An 18,584-nucleotide genomic window follows, 5' to 3' on the forward strand; every position below is an offset into this window, starting at 1 on the left:
ACAATAACTACGCCTCAACTCACAGGCAATGAAGCAATAATTCCGAGCATCCACGCTCAGCATGCCTCGCCAGGCTACATCTTGATTGATACACTCTTGAATCCTGCAGGCTTATAGAGGCAAGTGCCTTTATCCGACAGTACAGGCTTCTGATAGCGCTTCAATGGTGCCGATGCGCTTTGTTGCATGCCATTCATCACTGGTGCTTGGTGCATTCCGATGCTGAGCATCGAATGTGCATCAGCCCTGCCAGGGTATGCATGCTTTAATTCGCTATAACAAATCTCCCCGGCACTGGCGGTGCCAGCCAATGTTAAAACACCGGTTATCCATAGAAGGTGTATTACTTTGCAGGATTTCTTCATTATCCTTGTCTCCTTATCATCCACTGACGCAATCAGGTTTGCTGCATGCCACCATCCCCGTTATAACAACGATGGTTGGATCTATATGCCTCCACAAAATCAACCCAGCATCTTTGCTGTCAGCCACGTTTGTGATGGTTCAGTTATCTTATCCCTCTTGAAAATATGCAATATAGGACTGACGATAGACTTCTTGTCAGAGAGCACCGACACGCTCACACGCCAATAAAAACGCCCATATCGGGGGGACGAATATGGGCGCTTTTAAACCTGAGAATTGAGTCTGATTAGAACAACAACCAGATCAACACCAATACAAAGACGGGTACACCTAGTAGCCATGCAATGATATAAGGCATATGAATTACTCCTTTTAGTATGTGTGCTTAACGTTAGCTTGAGTCAGGCTGCGCGCAGTGCACGCACCAGCGAAGGTGGCAGCCAACAAACTCAAGATAAAACCAAGGGTTGCCCATAGCGCAAAATGCGCGGCAGCACTGGCGGCCTTGTCTGCAGCCTCTTTAGCTTTTTGCTTGGCCTGATCATAGGCGGCTTCAAGCTTTTGCAGTTCTGCTTCGGCCTGTTCTTTTGACACACCTGCAGCGTCTGCCAGCGTTGCTACCACGCGCTCACGATCTACGGCCTTGCTGGTTTCGTCAGCGTTTGCCAGATACTTGGTCAACGCCTGCCAATAAAGTGCATGCTGTCCGTGTCCTGCGCGAGGACCACCCTGCTTGGGTGGGGGTGCAGCTCCATCAGTGGCACCCTCTGCAATCTGCTGGTCTATACTACCTTTGGCATTGCGTATGAAGTCCTGAATCTGAAACTTCAAGTCCTCCACACCCAGACCAGCACCAGAGGAACCCTCTGTTGTCAGCAGCGCGCCGGCAGCAACCGCACCGGTACCAGCGATACCGACTGCACTACCCGCAGTCTTGAATGCTCCACCAACCAGATTACTGAACACGCAAGCGCCCACTATCGTGGCCAGCGCCCAGATCACAATGCCTAAAATGGCACCACGGCAGCGGGTAATAACATCAGATGACATGACGGCAACAATGGTGCCAGCGGTCAAAGAAAGTATCCATGACACGATCCACCACAAAGATGCCCCGATGCCAAAACTTTTTGCCGAAGGTGTAGCACCTACTTCAACCGGATCCACAAAGCTGAAACCAACACCGGTACCGAGCAAACTCAAAATCAACTGCACAGCTACTGCAACTGCCAAACCTGCCAATATTGCTCGCCATGAAATCCGCGAAATAAACCCGTCAGCATTTCTGCCGATTACTTCATTGCTTAACGTAGCCATCACAGCCTCCTAGATTAAAGTTGTTTTAATTAACCAGCTTGGTTTCAAGCTTGGCGACAGCTTAATCGAGGACCATATCTATCAGCATCGGGCTTTGGCCTGACTTTTTGTAGGATGATACTGACCATAAAGGCTGATGAAAGTAAGAGGAGAAATGGATAAACCGAGGGTCAATTGCGCTGGATGAATATTTGAAGCGGCGTAACTCAGCATGTCCTACACACATGTCATTTGTAGTCCTACATTACTATCTTACTGATCTGATTATGATTAACGTTCAGAAACTATTGTCTGTTCATTATGAAAAAGATCGTATTAATCAGTGACGACAATCTCATCAATTACTCCCTGCGACTCTTGGTAGAGCAGGCACAGGATTTGAGCATTAGTCACGAGTTTTCGCACATTGATGCCACCAAAATCAAGCCTTTGATCGTGAGCAAACGTATCCACCTGATCATGATCAATATCTCCATGCCCAAAACCGACGGGTTGGAAGTGCTATCCCATCTCAGGGAAATTGCACCAAAGATTCCGGTCTTGATATTAAGCAACAATGAAGAAACCGAGTTTTTACTCAACTTTATACGTTGCGGATGTAAGGGTTATCTGGACAGACATGCCAGTCAGCAAAATTTGCTGGATGCCATTCAGGAGGTCAGTACCGGGGGCTATTACTTATCCGAAAAATTCAGAGACGCACTGGAAGCCCATTCTGCTCCCTTGCCCCATGAATGTTTGTCTAATCGGGAGTTTCAGGTGTTCTTGAAGTTCATCCAGAGAAAACCTATTTCTACCGTGGCAAAAGAGCTGAACGTCAGTACTGGAGCGGTCAGTGTGTTTAGAAGCCGGGTATTGAAGAAATTGAACTTCAAGAGCAATGCGGACTTCATTTTTTATGCCATGCAGCATCATTTGCTGATACTGCCAGAGCAGCTCCCGCATTAAGTCCCATCCCGGAGGCTGGAACTTAATGCGAAAGCTGAGTTAGGAAAAAATGCTGACTATTCGGTCCAGAGAAACTGGTCGTTATCAGTCTTCATAAAGAAACGTCCGTTTTTATCTATTTTCAGTGCCCGGATACGATAGTCATTCAGCACAGGCTCTGCATAGACTAGACGCTCGCCTTCCTTACGCATATACAGCAGGGAGTTTGCCGCCATCCCGGCCACAAAGAAACCATTCTCCCAGTATTCATTCTTGCCTGTCTTGGGATACTTGGCGATCGCCCCTACACCAACGGATGGAATGAAGACAAAGGCTGGTTTCTCAAACTTCTCGTGGGAGTTGTATTTGTTGCCGTAGTAATTGCCCATGCCTTCACGCTCATACAGCGTGCCATAGCTCACCAGTGGCCAGCCATAGTTCTTGCCCGCCTTGATCAGGTTGATTTCATCCCCGCCTTTGGGGCCATGTTCAGTTTCCCACAGCTCATTACTCTCGCGGTCAAAATACAATCCACCAGAAGGTGAGCGCAAACCAGAGGCATACACTTCAGCGCTGAAATCACGCAAGTTGATCTTGATCATCTTGCCTAGTGAAGTTGAGGGATCCTGTACGCCTTGCGGTTTGGAAAAATCACCAATGCTAAGGAACATGGTTTTATCATCAGCCCCAAGTACCAGTTTCCCCCCAACCTGGTGCCCAAGGAAAGGCTCTTTGACTGCGGGATGACTAATGAAGATATCCCGGCGATAGGTCAGCTCGGCATTGTCCACATCTAGCTCAAATGCAGACACAGCAAGTCTGGCGCCATTATCCTCACTATCCCAGGTGGTATAAGCCACATATAGAACGTTGTCCACCAACAGGGAATCTTTGACCCCTGCCAGCTCCTTGCAGTAGACCAGATCCTCATCCTTGCTGTCACTTGCCTGCGAAGGATTGCCCTTACTCAGCTGGTCTCCCTGTTTTGTAATTTCCATATCGCCAGATGGATTGAGCTTGGTGAAATAGACATCGCCACACTTGGTAATGAACAAAAAGCTTTTCTCTCCCAACACCTCGAAAGGGCCGGTAGGATATTGATCACTGAAGGGCAGGTCGCGCACCTGCACATCCTGAGAACCAAAAATCGAGGATATCTTGGTCTGTTGAGGCTCAGGCACCATTTCATCCACATCAACGTGGGTGAAATAGCCATAGCCGAAAGGCCACCATTGCATATGGTATTGGTTAGCCCCCACCAGAAAAACGATACAGCCAGCCAGTATTAAAAAAAGAAACTGGAAAAACTTCTTATATTTTTTCAAAAAATTCATGGCGCTGCCTTATTGATATTTGAAGGAGTCAGGAAAGTTCTGCAGCAAAAATCCCCTGAAAAGAGACACATGCCCAACAAAAAAGTTGCGTATTGTTCAGATAGTGCTATCGCATGGCTCATCGCCAGCAATCACCCACCGATTACGCCCCAACAGTTTTGCCTGATACATGGCTTGGTCTGCCATCTTGATTAATTGATCTGCAGTGATCGGTTCGCACCCGGTCAATGCAATGCCGATACTCGCGGAAACATGAAAACCGCCTTCAACCGGGCGGGCCAGTTCATGTACCAGTTTTTCCGATATCCTGATCGCATCCTCCACGCCATGAATATCCTCCAGCACCACCACAAACTCATCTCCGCCCAGGCGAGCAGTTACATCACTGACGCGGGTAATCTTGCGCAAACGCGCCGCCACTACCTGTAATACCAAATCCCCTGCCGCATGACCGTAGGAGTCATTTACCTCTTTGAATCCATCAAGATCAATCAGCAGTACAGCCACTTTGACTTTGCTTTTATCGCGCTCCCGGCGAGAAATCGCCCGTTTCAGTGTATCGTTCATCAAGGTACGATTTGCCAACCCGGTCAAGGCATCATGCAACGCCATATAGCGCAATTCTCGCTCTTTGTGGCGCAATTGCGTATTGACCGCCTCGATTTCCTTGGTACGCAACACCACGCGCTCTTCCAGCTCCTGCTCTGACTTGATCAGGGTATCCACCAGATCCTGCTTCGCATTCAGGGTATCGCGCTGGGCCTGTTCTTTTTCCTTGCGCATAATGTTGATGCGATCGGCCAGGGCAAAGGACAGCATCAGCATCTCTATTGCAGAACCAATTTGCATCGAGTAAATGGTGAATGCGTTGGTTTCCACCCAGCCAAGATTACGCAAACCAAGTATGACTACCCCAGCCAGCACGGCCCCCCAAGCCAGCAAAAAGTAAAATGCACCGGGGTTTTTATCCAGATAGGAGCCTATCGCGACCAAGGTAATAAACAGCGAAAAGAAAATGCCGGCAATGGATACCGAAATCGCGGACACATGATAGGGCAACAGAATCGGCGAACAAAAAATCAATAAGAACAAGACGGCAAAAGCCAGGATAACGCGATCCAAGCGCGGAAACTTGGCACGCGTATTAAGAAAGTGACGACTGAAAAAAGCACCAAAAAACCCGGTAGCCGCCATTCCGCAAGGCAAGGCCACGTTGCCCCAGGCTGGCCAATTGGGCCACAGAAACTGGTTGCCAAATCCATTCAGTGAGGCCTGGGCAATGATCATGCTACCCACAAATGCCACATAAAACAGGAACACCGACTCACGCGTCGATAAGTAAATCAGGAAATTGTAGAAGAACAAAGCCAGCAAGGCACCGTAATACAGGCTCAGCAATGAATAGGTGTATTGGTCGTCATTGTGTTTGGCTTCCACCTGCCACAAGCTCACAGGGACCGTCACACTGCCTTGCGAGCGCACCTTGATGTAAATCGTGTGCTGGCCTGGCGATAAGGACATAGGGAACAGGAGATTTCTGTGCGCATAATGACGCGCTTCAAACGGATAGATATCGCCGGCCAATTGCATACTGTACTGCCCATCCGTTTGCGGCACATAGACCTGAGCCTGATCCAGTGAGGCAAATGCAATCTCCAGCAACCATTTGGCGGGAGCATCGGGAGTGACATCGACCGTGAGTGCAAACCAGTAAGTGGATGGCGAATAGCCAAAATTGACACTGCTACTCTCGTTCATCGCGGGTTGCCAGCGCCTGCTCTGATCGGTCAGCGCAGGCAGGGTCGCTATAGTCAGTTGATGCTGTGCATCCTCTATATATTGCAGGAAGGGGGCAGCACTTACAGAGTGAGTGGCCACATCCAGGCGCAAGGCAGCGGGCTGTGCCCATGCATTTGCATGGCAGCATACCAACAGCACAAGAATCAGTTGCCTGAGCATACTCCCCATCCCTTTAGTGGCCTCACTCTATCCCATCATCCTGTCATCACAGCTTGATGACATGAGACGAACTCTACCAAACTATCGGCAGGCAAGGGCTTGCTGAAATAATATCCCTGCGCAGTATCACAGCCCTGTTCACGTAAATATTGAAGTTGTGCCTCGGTTTCAACGCCTTCGGCCACCAGCTCCAAATCAAGAATATGTGCCAGCGCAATCGTGGCAGCACAGATGGCGGCATCATTCGGATCTGACTCAATATCCTTGACGAAGGATCGATCAATTTTTAACCGCGTCAATGGCAACAGCTTCAAATAACTCAGTGAAGAATATCCGGTGCCAAAATCGTCAATCGCCAGCGCCACCCCTTTGGCGCGCAATTTTTCCATCCGGGGAATGGTTTCTTCCGGATTATCCATCGCGACACTTTCGGTAATCTCCAATTCCAGAGCGCCCGGTTTAATATCATATTGTGCGATGAGATGATCTATCAGGCTAAATAACAGCCTGGATTGTAATTGCCTGGCAGAAATATTGACTGACATACAAATATCCTTCATTCCTTGCGCGCGCCATTCGCTAGATTGGCGGCAGGCTTCCTGCAACACCCACTCGCCAAGCGGAATGATCAGGTTACATTCCTCTGCGATTTTAATGAATTTATCCGGATACACCATCCCCAATTCCGGATGATTCCAGCGAACCAAGGCCTCGACTCCACTGACACGGCCAGATGCTATATCGATTTGTGGCTGGTAATGCAGTACAAACTCCTGGCGCGCAATCGCCTGGCGCAAGTAACTCTCCATGCGCAAACGCTCATCAATCTGTACCCGCATGCTTTCGGTAAAGAACTGGTAATTACCTTTACCCTGGGATTTTGCCTCATACATGGCAGTGTCCACATTCTTGAACAGGCTATTGATATCCACGCCATCCCGAGGAAACACTCCGATACCAATACTGGCAGAGGAGTGTAATTCATAGCCATCTATCAGGTAAGTCTGCGCCAGGCGGTAGAGGATTTTTTCGGCCACATTGCTGACGGTTACCGGTGCATCAACATTGGTCAGCACCACCACAAACTCATCCCCTCCCAGCCTGGCCACGACATCCCCACTATTGACGGCAGAAGTGAGACGATGTGCCACTTCCACCAACAACTGGTCGCCCACATAATGCCCCAGGGTATCGTTAATGATTTTGAAGTTATCCAGATCAAGAATCATGGCGGCAAACCTGTGCTGGTTATCCGCCAGCTTCATCAGCTCTTCAAGCCTGCCATAAATATCAATGCGATTAGGCAAGCCAGTCAGCGCATCCTGATGAGCCAGATTGTAAATACGTTCCTCAGCCCGCTTACGCTCACTGATATCACTAAAAGTATTCACAAAATTAATGGTGCGATTATGCTCATCATGTACCGCTGTCACCGTCAGTGCCACCGGGAAGATATGCCCCCCTTTATGGCGGAACCAGGTTTCGGTTTGCCAGTTCCCTGAGTGGCTGACCATCGCCTGCATCTGCTTCATTTCTTCTGGCTGCATAGGTTCAGCCAGCAAGAAACCGGAAGGCATTCCCACTAAGTCTGCTGGTTGATAGCCCGTAATCTTGCTCACAGCCGGATTAATCGTCACCACCTCATCGTAGGAGTTGGCAATCAAGATGCATTCATTAGAGTATGCCAGCACACTAGTCGCCAAGCGTGCTTGTGCATTACGCACACGCAGCCGTTGCACACTCTTCAACCATACATAAATAAGCACGGTCAAGATCAGGGATAAGCCACCGCCGAATAGGCGTATCCATAGCTGTCGCTCGGTCAGTGTTCCCCAGCCGTGTAGCGGCACCGCTGCCAGTTGCCAGGGTAATGAATCCGAGAGGGAAACATCCAGCAAAATAGGATGATGATTAAATAAGGCACTATCTCCATACACCATCAGATTTGCAGTGCCGGGCTTCACACTGCGCCTCAAGGCATATTGCACAACCGTCTGCGGGGCGGTCAAGCCGGCGGCATTGAGCAATGAATCAATGTCCAGCACCACCGACACCACGCCCCAATAGGATTCCTGTGTTGGCTCTTCTCCAAGAAACACCGGTAACCGATGCACCAAGCCACGTCCGCCCTGAATAAGGTTGATCGGGCCTGCCAACGTAAATTGCCAGGCACGCATGGGATGGAGGCTGTCTTGTTCAGGCGCGCTATCGTGATAGCGCAAGCCCAGTACTTTCTCATTCCCAGATAGCGGATACACATGACGTACCACATTATCCGGCGCCAAAGTAATGGCTTTGACATGCCGCCCATATTTGATCAACTTGGCAGATATTCGCTGAAAATCTTTTTCAGACGCCTGCGGATTCGCGGCAATATAAGTAGCCAGTCCCAAGCCCAGATGAATTGCGCTATTAATTTCGGCTTCCAGCCTGGCACGCACACTGGCTGTGATAGTGGCGATATAGGCACGTTCATCCTTCAGCGCCACTTCCTGTTCGACCCGGTCAAGATAGATAGTCAACATCCCCAGCATTATCCCTAGCGACAATGCAATGATCATGGGGGAATAACGGCACCAGAAGCCTAGCCAAACTGTTCTATCAGGTGCTTGATTAAATGACATGACGATTTTCTAGTAATTGTTGAGTATTAAAATCCAGAGAGCAGTAAATCGTCACGAAGGGAATCATATAAGCTAGGCAGCATTACTTATTAGCGAACATTGACTCGGGATTGGCCCAAGCATCTGAAAATCAGCGCTTTTTCTTACTTAACGGACGGTTTTAGTAAAAACTAAATGCCAGTGACACATCACAACAACGCAACGATACGTGAAGAGGCCATCATAAACAGCACTAGCTCAAGAACAACCTAAAAAGCATAGTCAATTAAACCATTAGACTGCCGTGTCCAAGTCGATGCAATGCATCACGACTCAGGCACGGCAGATGCTTATTGCCAAACATAGCCCAAACTGAAAATCAAAGCACTGTCAGCGCTCTTGCGGCCCTCAGCCGGGGTACGTGCCCAATCCAGGTTGTACTGAACAGAAGCATTGAAATTATTGATAATCGGGAAGCGTAGACCAGTTTTGGTGAATACCAGGGTATTGTCCAGGTTGTCCAAGCCCAGCAAGGCTTCATGCTCATGGAAAAACTGCGTGCTGCCACCAAAAATACGGTGGTCATATTTCACGGCCCAACGTGCGCCAGGGTAACTCTCATTCTCTGCCGCATAATAATTGACCGTCACGTAGTTAAAACCGCCTTCAACAAACAGATTGATATCAGGCTGCTCATACACCTGATAACCACTACCAATACCGGTGGTGGTACGCAGACGAATGTCGCGGAACTTGTCATTTTCCAGCGTGTTATTGGCGTATATATACCATTTCTCGCTGATAAATCTGTCGAGCTTGATTGACGAGCGGTTATTAAATTGCGTATTGACGTCATTATTCGTTGCCCGGTTTACCACGGCAGCCACTGTCAGACGATGATTCAGCGTGCGTGCAATCGACTCGGCATCCAGACGTAAGGTCGTAGTATCGGTATTGCCCTGCGTTACAGAACCACCGAGATTGACACGGCCTGTCCAGTTGACGCCTACACCTGACAGTTCAGGCGTGGGATTGATATATAACAAGTCTGAGAGCGCAATTTCCTTCTCTTCATATTGTTTTTCCTTGCCATCATCTTCATCAAGATCCACCAGCTTGATGGTTGCCTTGCCTGTGTCATAGCTTTCCAGCGGCGTCTTCAGGTTGGTTCGATCTGTCAGTGTCACCCGTTGCGGTTCATCGGTCTTGATGGTTTCAATCTCAGTCCATGTCACCTGAATATCGCCCGCATACGGCGTATTGAATACCACTTTGTCATTGATCTTCTTCACTACCTTGCCGGTAATGACGTCACCATTCTTGAGCCGGATTTCATCTGCACTTGCAGGTACAGAGAGTAGGCCAATGCCCGTCATCACTAGGCTGGCCATGATTAAAGAGTTATTTTTTCTAGACAAAACACGCTTCCTTTCTGACTCACATCCCAAGCGGGATGAAGACTATAGTGGGCTGGGATACACCATCAATGCATTATGAAACAGTTCGGGACCATATTGCTGCGGGCAGCATGGCAAACATCTCACCCGCCACGACTCCCCAAGATAGACTCTCCACTGCGCAATGATTCACCATTGGCACCGGAGCACATTGAATTTCAATGCTATATAAGCGTTAGCTCATTTTTATTGATTAAGCTCTTTGCATTGATTTTATTATCCATCATGCATAAGAGCAAATCAGATACGAAAGAGTTGCACGAAAATGCCCATGCTCAAGGATAGGTCATGACAGGTATTAGTCGGTAGAAATAGGTCATTCACTACCCCACTCACTCCGCCGCTAGCCTTCAGCCAGATTGTGAGAGAATATAAAAAAATTATTCCAAGCTTGAGGATGAGATTGCATGATTGAAAGACATATTCCAGCACTGGCTATGGCCTCCATATTATTTGCCTGTGCTGGATCAGCCCATGCCGTATGCATGGACTACGGCAATTACAAGCCCACCAACGGTGTGGTCGGTGGTGTGGCATTTGCTGAATATAAACAGGACAAGATAGAAGCCTACTTCTACGGCAATATGTGCTGGACTACCTCTGAGATTGCCGAGGAAGGCAACCGCCGTATTTTCTACAAGCTGATCGCCACTCGTGATGCCAACGGGCATATCGCCAGCTATGTTCCACTGGCAGACTCCGCACCCACTATGTTCACCTGTCCGAAAGGCTCGACTCAAAGCCGGGCAGATGGCCATTTTGACCAGATAGATGGCGCCAAACCTGGCTTCCATAGCTTTGTATGCAAAGCAGTAGATAGCCAGTAAATGGTGTCCACTGGCCGATTGATGCCCCATGACTGCGATGTTGTCCTGAAACAGTCAGGCATGAATCCGCCTGCAAAGCTATAATAATCGACTTTTTTACATGAACTGCCCGCCCAAAAGGCATTGGCTATAAGACTATGAGTCCATACCAGAAAATTGCGACTGACGATGTTCGCATCAAAGAAATCAAGGAGCTGAGATTACCGTCAGAGCTGCTTGAGGAACTACAGGCCAGCGCCTCCACTACCCAGAATATCGTGGATACCCGCAGCGCCATCCATAAGATCCTGCATAGTGCAGATGACAGGTTACTGGTCATTATCGGCCCCTGTTCCATCCATGACTATCAGGCTGGCATCGAGTATGCCCAGCGTTTGGTGAAACAGCTTCCCTTATTTGCCAATGAGCTAGTGATCGTGATGCGCGTATATTTCGAGAAACCGCGCACCACCGTAGGCTGGAAAGGCCTGATCAACGATCCATACCTTGATGGCAGTTTCCGTATCAATGAAGGCCTGGAACTGGCACGCCGTTTCCTGCTGGAGGTCAATGACCTCGGCATGCCCGCAGGTACTGAATTCCTGGACGTGATCACGCCCCAATACACGGCAGACCTGGTGAGCTGGGGTGCCATAGGCGCACGCACCACGGAGTCGCAAATCCATCGTGAGCTGGCTTCAGGCCTGTCTTGCCCGGTAGGTTTCAAGAATGGCACGGATGGCAACATCCGCATTGCTGTCGATGCGATCAAAGCCGCCGCCAGCCCGCACCACTTCCTTTCCGTCACCAAGGAAGGCCGCTCCGCGATCATTTCTACCAGCGGCAATGAAGATTGTCACGTCATCCTGCGCGGTGGGAAAACCCCGAACTACGATGCAGAAAATGTGGAGATAGCTTCACGTGAGCTCGCCAGTGCCGGCCTTGCTGCCAAGGTCATGATAGACTGTTCTCACGCCAACAGCCTCAAGCAGTACAAACGCCAGGTGGATGTAGTAGCTGATGTGTGTGGTCAGCTCAGCAACGGCGATGACCGGATTGTGGGCGTGATGATTGAGTCACACCTCAACGAAGGCAGGCAGGATCACACGCCGGGCTGTACGCTGGAATACGGAAAATCCATTACCGATGGCTGCCTGGGCTGGGATGATACCTTGACCCTACTCGACAAACTGGCAGAAAGTGTACGCGCACGCCGCAAGTTCCAGGAAGAAACCGAGTAAGCTCAGGGACGTCGTGGCAACGATGTAAATAGCAGATCAATATTTAGGGCGCGGCCACCCATCAGACTGTAATCAATAAGGCCCGGTAAACGCTTGCTTACCGGGCCTTATTGATTTTATAGCGACAATAACCTTGATCAGGATTGGCGACGTCTCCGCTGACCCAATACTGTCAACAACCCCAGCCCCAATAACAGCATGCTCCAGGTATCGGCCTCTGGTACTGCAACCGCAATACGTTGCTCAAATGCCAAATCAAATTGTGCCTGACTAATACCAGCAGACTTGAACACTACATGGAAGGGATCGGAGTCCAGGTATTTTGGTTCACCATTCACAGATGTAGTTGGTGACCACACCTGCAAGGTGAGCATATAAGCCCCCGCAGCTGCGGCATCTGATAACTTCCAATCCAGGTGTGAGTGGAAAGTTCCATTCTGGCTGGCGCCATCAATGAGCGCAGTCAGTGGGCCGCTAACACCGCCGCCTGAATAGACCGTACCCCCCGCATAGTGGTTATATTGTGCGGCATAACTGGCATTCCCTGGATTCAGCATATAGTTTAACCAGATATTCACCGGTATCCCGCCATACAAGGTCACGCTCGCACCAGCTCCTGCACTTCCCCAGCTGGCACTGGCAGGATCCCAGTACGACAAGCTACCCAATGCACGGAAATGTACTTCCTCGCCATACTTAAAGGTATTGGCAAACGACTGGAAACCCGGATCATCGGTAAGCCGTGGACCACCCTCCAGATCATCAAAATAGCCGGGAAATATCTTGTAGCCGGTTTGCGTATCCACTGGCAACTTGCCTGCCAGGTCATAATCCCCATAAAAATCTACCGTGATCTTGCTGCCTGCTACCGGGCCATTGCTGGTACCAAGACGCACATCATAATGCACTGCCTGTGCCAGCGAGGCATAAGCCAGCAATGCCACAGTGAGTAATGTTTTCAACATGGTTAACTCCTTGCTTGTAAGGTGCCCCGTCGGGGCACCATGCTGGCATACGCTTATGTGCGCTTACGCAGACGCCACCCGATCAAGCCCAAACCGAGCATGAGCATGGCGTAGGAACTTGGTTCTGGAACAGGCGCAATATCAGATAGCCCATGAACGGACGCATGAAATTCGCTGGCGCTAAGACCATTGTTGAATACCAGGTAGAAAGGATCTGAACTGGCATATTTACCATTGGCGACAATGCCATCAAAACTGGAATTGAGGTCAGCAGAAATCAGTTGCAAGGTAATGTAGTAAGCCCCATTGCTAGGCAATCCGCTCGCACCGGCAATCGTGAATGTCAGATGCTCATGAATATTGCCGGCGGACCCTGCCTGGCCGAGCGTCCCAATCACATCACCAGTCACTCCAGTAGCACCCCAAGTGGTAGTTTCTCCCAGGTTTCCTCCCAGCTTGATGGTTTCGCCATTGAGCAAAGAACTGGTCCAGCTTGAGCCATTCCACGCCCACAATGAGCCTATTGCCTGGTAGCCGACGATATCATTCTGCTCAAAGACGCCATTATGGCTATCAAAGCCTGGCGCATTAGTGGCATATGGCCCTTTTGCCAAGTCACGGAAGTCGGACTCAAAAATGGCATAACCAGAACCCACTTGTGTATGCCCGGCACCATGAGTGCCGAGCTTACCACCTTCAATTTCCACTTCAATATCCCCATCGTGCAGATGATCTTCCGCATAGGCTGAAGCACTGAACAACCCCGCCACTATAACCAGTGGCATCATTAATTTACGCATTGGTATTACTCCCTTATTAACAGAAAGATGTCGGGCTTTCATGGATCCAATATCCTGCCCGTGTTGCATCTTAATGCAATTATGTTGCCAATTGCAATAATGTTGCATAAAGAAACATAGTTGCATTACCATAGGGAAAAATACCAATATTGCAGCCACTCATCGTGAACACTTCCAAGCCACATCTCAACATCCGCAGTGTTTATGCTGCCATGATTTCGTTGTTCATCCCGGGGGTAGGCCTGTCGGCAGAAGCAGAACTAATCAGATTAGAGGCAATAGAAGTCAGTGCCGAGCAAGAAAAAGCTTCCAGATCGCTGGAGCCTGCCACTGTCATCTCTGGCAAAGAACTGCTGCAGAAAAGTGCCGCTACTTTGGGTGCTACCTTGCAGGACGAGCTTGGCGTGGCCAACTCCACCTTTGGCCCTAACGTGGGACTGCCCTTGATACGTGGACAGCATGGTCCTCGCACCAGGGTGATGATTAATGGAGTCGGCACACATGATGCCTCTGCGATCAGCCCAGACCATGGCACCACGGTTGAATCGTTGCTAGCGAAAGAGATCAAGATCCTGAGAGGTCCAGCAACCATTCGGAATGGTGGCGGTGCCATTGGCGGCGCAATAGAAATCAAGGATGGCAGAATTCCTGAAAGCCTGCCGAACAATACCAAGGTGACAACTCAAATCAGGTTCAATAGCAACAACGACGAAAAAGTATTGACCAGTGAGTTACTCACCAAGCTTAACAACCTGGCTTTCCATGCCGATGTGCATGGGCGTGATAGCAATAATATTCAGATTCCAGGGTATGCCATCAACCAGCAGGATATTATCAAAGTGCTGGATATCCCCTCACCCAGTAACACACATGGTTACACAGACAATACGAATGCGCGTAGCAAGGGCGGTAGTGTGGGGGCCAGTTATTTTGGTGAACAAGGCTATATCGGCATATCGTTAAGTCAATCCGCCAATAATTACGGCATCCCTTTAGGCCCTTCCCATAGCCATGGAGGAGGCGTGATCGAAGGAGCCGAGCGCGTCAGGATCGACATGCAACAGGAGCGAATTGATCTCAAGGGAGAATTGTTTTTAGACACGCCATGGCTAGACAGCATTGCATTGCGGGTGGGCAAATCCCGCTACCAGCACGATGAGCTCAATAATGGTAATGCTCAAACGCGTTTCACGAATGATGTCGTAGAGTCACGGCTAGAATTTAACCATCATATATTCACCAAGCTATCAGGGGTATTGGGATTCCATGGCATCCACCGGCATTTTGCAGCACTGGGTGTGGAAGCCTTTGCACCAAAAACCAGCATCAACTCCCAGGGAGTGTATTTGATAGAAACTCTGGATTTGAAACCATTCCAGCTGGAATTCGGCTACAGGAAAGAACAGGTAAAACTTGACCCTGACGATCAGCTCACAAGATTCGGACCAATAACCATCCCTGTTGCACAACCCAAGCGAGACTTCAGTCCAGACAGCTTCTCCATGGCCCTGGGCTGGACGCATCAGACAGGTAATATCACATTGAACCGATGGATAGCCAGACGTGCCCCCGATGTCCAGGAGCTATATGCCGTAGGCCCTCACTTGGCGACTCGCACCTATGACTTTGGTAACAAAAACCTCGACATTGAAACCTTGAATGGATGGGATATCAGGGTGCAACAAAAACTGGGCAAACTGGATGGCGTACTCAATCTATTCAAATACTCCGCTGAAAACTATATATACCAATCCAACACAGGGAACAAATATCAGACCGATGCAGTATTGCCAATTCCCAAGCCTGTTTGCACGAGGCTTACCACCTGTTTGATCGTGATGCAGCAGGCGCAACAAGATGCCCAATTCCATGGATATGAGCTGGAAGTAGGATTGCCATTAAAAATGCCTGGACTCAGGAAATTTCGTGCCAGCGTGTTTGCAGATCAAGTCCGTGGCGTATTGGATGATGGGACTTATGTCCCCAGACTGGCGCCAGCCAGACAAGGACTATTTATCCAGACAGGCTTTGATCAATGGGAAGCCGATCTACGATATACCCATGTGCAGGCGCAAGAACGCACTGGCACCATGATCAAGGTGGATCAGATTGAGTTGGAGCCTGGTACTGATAGCTATAACAAGATTGATATCGCGATTAGAAGAAGCGTGACATTCAGTGAGGGATTCAAGGGAGATTTTTTCATCAATATGCGTAATATCACCAATGCCGAAGTGAGAAACAGCACCTCATTCCTGCGTTATTACAGCCCAGAACTAGGACGCAACATAGAAATCGGCATGCGACTGGATTTTTAGACTGCTAATGCACAACAGGCGCATGGGGTGCTTGAGCGACAGTATTCTCTCGCATCAATAACAATACCACTACAGCCCCTATCGCGGCAGATGCTGCGCCCAGCAGGAAGGCCAACTGGTAACCCTGTAACAACGCAATTGGCAGGGGCACATTCACAGCAAGCAAGCGCTGGCTCACCAGGGCTGCCAAACTGGCAAGCACCGCCAGCCCCACCGCGCCACCCATCATGAAGGCAGTGTTCACCAGACCGGAAGCCAATCCTGAATCCTGCGGTGCCACATCGTTCATCGCTGCCAGTAATAAAGGATTAAAAGCAATTCCGCCACCTAGCCCCAGCAACACCATGGCAGGCAGGATATCGATCAGGAAATCACCATGCAAGGATACACGGGCAAACCAGAGCAAGCCCAAAGCTGCCAGGGCGAGCCCTGCCGCCAGGGAGTATCGAATGCCAAAACGCATGACCAGTTTAGCTGACAACCCCAGTGAAAATAAAGCCATCACCAGATTGGCAGGCAGGAATGCCAAGCCTACCTTGAGCGCGTCATAGCCCAGGACAAACTGCAAGTACAGTGCAGACATGAAGAACCACGCAAACAAGGCAGCAGCCCATAGCACAGCCACAGCATTGGCCACTGAGACATTGCGCTGCCGGAAAAGACTCAATGGCATCAGCGGCGTGGAAAGCCGCATCTGTAATACAACAAAACCGATAAATAACAGGATGGACAACGCAAACATGCCCAGCGTCTGCATGGATAACCACCCTGCCTCATTGCCATTCACAATCGCATAAACCGCCAGCATCATGGAGCTAGTAATGGTTATTGCACCAGCAATATCTAGCCGCTGGGACTGAGATTCAGCCTTGTGCGGTGGCAATAGTGACAGGCACAGCACATACACCACAATACCGATCGGCAAATTCACCAGGAAAATCCAGTGCCAGCTCAAGCTACTGGTAAGCACGCCACCCAGCAGCACGCCCAAACTGCCACCCCCTGCACAGACAAACCCATAGACCCCCATGGCTTTCGCGCGCTCGGTCTGTTCGGTAAACAAATTCATGATCAGGGACAATGCCACGGCAGACACTACCGCCCCACCCAAGCCCTGCAATGCACGGGCCCAGATCAATTGGGTTTGACTATTAGCAATGCCACAGGACAAAGAGGCCAGGGTAAAAAAGGCAATGCCCATCAGAAATAAGCGTCGTTGCCCAAAAATATCCCCCAGTCGGCCACCTAACAGCAGAAAACCGCCAAACGTCAGCATATAAGCATTCACCACCCACACTAGCGAAGTTTCACTAAACCCCAGATCGGCACGTATGGAAGGCAGGGCGACATTGACGATAGTCGTATCCAGCACGATCATCAGCACGCCCAGGCACAGCACGATCAAGGCCAGCCATCGACTACGGGGTTCTGTATGGTGATCAGCTTGCATAGGTATGATCCAGAGGTTGCGGGTTTATACAGTCAACACAGTTGTTGATGCGGTGCAATGAAAAAGGGTTAGCTGTTAGGCTAACCCTTTGATATTTCTGGTGGGCTGTACGGGATTCGAACCTGTGACAAACGGATTAAAAGAGTCATCTAACGTCGTTCTGAATCTATCAATGCTTTACTACGCAAGGGTTTCAGCCCACAACGGATGTCGGACAATATCATTAAATACCATAATTGTCGACGGTAGGTTGACAATCTCAGTCATCACTTAATTTAACCCCACCAGTGATCAATGCACTTTTCTGATCTCGCTCCCGGCGCGTCAAGTGGGTCCGCTTTTCCTTTTCTATCAGTTCCTTTAATCGCTGCTCAGGGTTAAATCGCTCCAAGACAGGTTTTTGTCTCTCTCCTGGCCTTTCATCAAACGTGCCCCGCTTCCATTCGCGCTGATACTCCCTGCGCATCTTTCGGCTCATCGTACTGGGATCAACATGCCCATTCTCATCAAAAAGCACATCACCAACCTCTTTCCTTGAGGGCATTGGTTCTGGTGGTTTAGGTTGAGCAGGAACAGGCTGCGGCTGAATGGCTTCTGATTGCTTCACAGCATTGACGATCACATCATATGCTCGCTTTGCCTCATCGGTCTCCATAAAGGCCTTGGCATATCCATTTTCACGCACTGAGGTGACATGATAAGTACGCACCGCATCCTTCAAGCACTTTCGGATATAAGCCGAGAGTGTGAACTCCATTTTTTTGCATGCAAGCTCAGCGTCCTCTTTCAACTCCCTATTGAGCCGAATTGTTAACGTGATGTCATTTTCCATAAAACCCCCTGTCGTTACGTTGTACATACAAGCGTATGAACAATGTACATACATCATTTCTGGTGTAACCCGCATCAATACTGGATTTCCCCGATACATACGCCCGTTTAATCTTTCCCCCCGTATTACAGACGGGGGAGGTGTAAGCGCATGATGCAATTGGAGGCTTTTTAAGGACAAGGGGCTAAATCTGAACGGCCTGCAAAGAG

13 protein-coding genes are annotated in these 18,584 nt (G+C 49.5%); 4 read left to right on the top strand and 9 right to left on the bottom strand.

Going from position 1 to position 18,584, the window contains the following annotated elements:
- Positions 1-738 precede the first annotated feature (738 nt).
- Positions 739-1,683 carry a hypothetical protein gene (locus LG201_RS07955; protein ID WP_226771620.1) on the bottom strand — a complete coding sequence of 315 codons (945 nt, stop codon included), beginning with the start codon at positions 1,681-1,683 and terminating at the stop codon, positions 739-741.
- Between the two features lie 300 nt (positions 1,684-1,983).
- Here LG201_RS07955 and LG201_RS07960 point away from each other — a divergent pair, with 300 nt between their 5' ends.
- Entirely contained in the window at positions 1,984-2,631 is a 648-nt protein-coding gene (locus LG201_RS07960; protein ID WP_226771621.1) for a response regulator, read from the top strand.
- A 56-nt stretch (positions 2,632-2,687) separates the two neighbouring features.
- Here LG201_RS07960 and LG201_RS07965 read toward each other — a convergent pair whose 3' ends face one another.
- The 4 genes from LG201_RS07965 to LG201_RS07980 form a co-directional block, all read right to left on the bottom strand.
- A complete protein-coding gene (locus LG201_RS07965) occupies positions 2,688-3,944 on the bottom strand; it encodes a PQQ-dependent sugar dehydrogenase (protein WP_226771622.1) in 1,257 nt (418 codons plus the stop codon).
- Positions 3,945-4,040: 96 nt separating this feature from the next.
- Positions 4,041-5,903, bottom strand: coding sequence for a diguanylate cyclase (locus LG201_RS07970; protein ID WP_226771623.1), 1,863 nt, complete (start codon positions 5,901-5,903; stop codon positions 4,041-4,043).
- A 35-nt stretch (positions 5,904-5,938) separates the two neighbouring features.
- Positions 5,939-8,527: a bifunctional diguanylate cyclase/phosphodiesterase gene (locus LG201_RS07975; protein WP_226771624.1), complete on the bottom strand. Its 2,589-nt coding sequence runs from the start codon at positions 8,525-8,527 to the stop codon at positions 5,939-5,941.
- Positions 8,528-8,856: 329 nt separating this feature from the next.
- Complete coding sequence (locus tag LG201_RS07980; protein WP_226771625.1) at positions 8,857-9,924, bottom strand: DUF481 domain-containing protein; 1,068 nt, start codon at positions 9,922-9,924, stop codon at positions 8,857-8,859.
- Positions 9,925-10,370: 446 nt separating this feature from the next.
- On the opposite strand from LG201_RS07980, the gene LG201_RS07985 reads away from it, so the two are divergent.
- Both LG201_RS07985 and aroG read left to right on the top strand, forming a co-directional pair.
- Entirely contained in the window at positions 10,371-10,790 is a 420-nt protein-coding gene (locus LG201_RS07985) for a hypothetical protein (RefSeq protein WP_226771626.1), read from the top strand.
- A 137-nt stretch (positions 10,791-10,927) separates the two neighbouring features.
- Complete coding sequence (gene aroG / locus LG201_RS07990; RefSeq protein WP_226771627.1) at positions 10,928-12,010, top strand: 3-deoxy-7-phosphoheptulonate synthase AroG; 1,083 nt, start codon at positions 10,928-10,930, stop codon at positions 12,008-12,010.
- A gap of 137 nt (positions 12,011-12,147) precedes the next feature.
- Here aroG and LG201_RS07995 read toward each other — a convergent pair whose 3' ends face one another.
- Both LG201_RS07995 and LG201_RS08000 read right to left on the bottom strand, forming a co-directional pair.
- Complete coding sequence (locus LG201_RS07995; protein WP_226771628.1) at positions 12,148-12,975, bottom strand: PEP-CTERM sorting domain-containing protein; 828 nt, start codon at positions 12,973-12,975, stop codon at positions 12,148-12,150.
- Positions 12,976-13,028: 53 nt separating this feature from the next.
- Positions 13,029-13,775: a PEP-CTERM sorting domain-containing protein gene (locus LG201_RS08000; protein ID WP_226771629.1), complete on the bottom strand. Its 747-nt coding sequence runs from the start codon at positions 13,773-13,775 to the stop codon at positions 13,029-13,031.
- Between the two features lie 164 nt (positions 13,776-13,939).
- Here LG201_RS08000 and LG201_RS08005 point away from each other — a divergent pair, with 164 nt between their 5' ends.
- Positions 13,940-16,093, top strand: coding sequence for a TonB-dependent receptor domain-containing protein (locus tag LG201_RS08005; RefSeq protein WP_226771630.1), 2,154 nt, complete (start codon positions 13,940-13,942; stop codon positions 16,091-16,093).
- A gap of 4 nt (positions 16,094-16,097) precedes the next feature.
- Here LG201_RS08005 and LG201_RS08010 read toward each other — a convergent pair whose 3' ends face one another.
- A complete protein-coding gene (locus tag LG201_RS08010) occupies positions 16,098-17,543 on the bottom strand; it encodes a DHA2 family efflux MFS transporter permease subunit (RefSeq protein WP_226771631.1) in 1,446 nt (481 codons plus the stop codon).
- A gap of 259 nt (positions 17,544-17,802) precedes the next feature.
- Complete coding sequence (locus LG201_RS08015; protein WP_226771632.1) at positions 17,803-18,375, bottom strand: hypothetical protein; 573 nt, start codon at positions 18,373-18,375, stop codon at positions 17,803-17,805.
- Positions 18,376-18,584: the final 209 nt, after the last annotated feature.

Source organism: Methylobacillus gramineus, from assembly GCF_020532675.1.
Taxonomy (GTDB): Bacteria; Pseudomonadota; Gammaproteobacteria; order Burkholderiales; family Methylophilaceae; genus Methylobacillus; species Methylobacillus gramineus.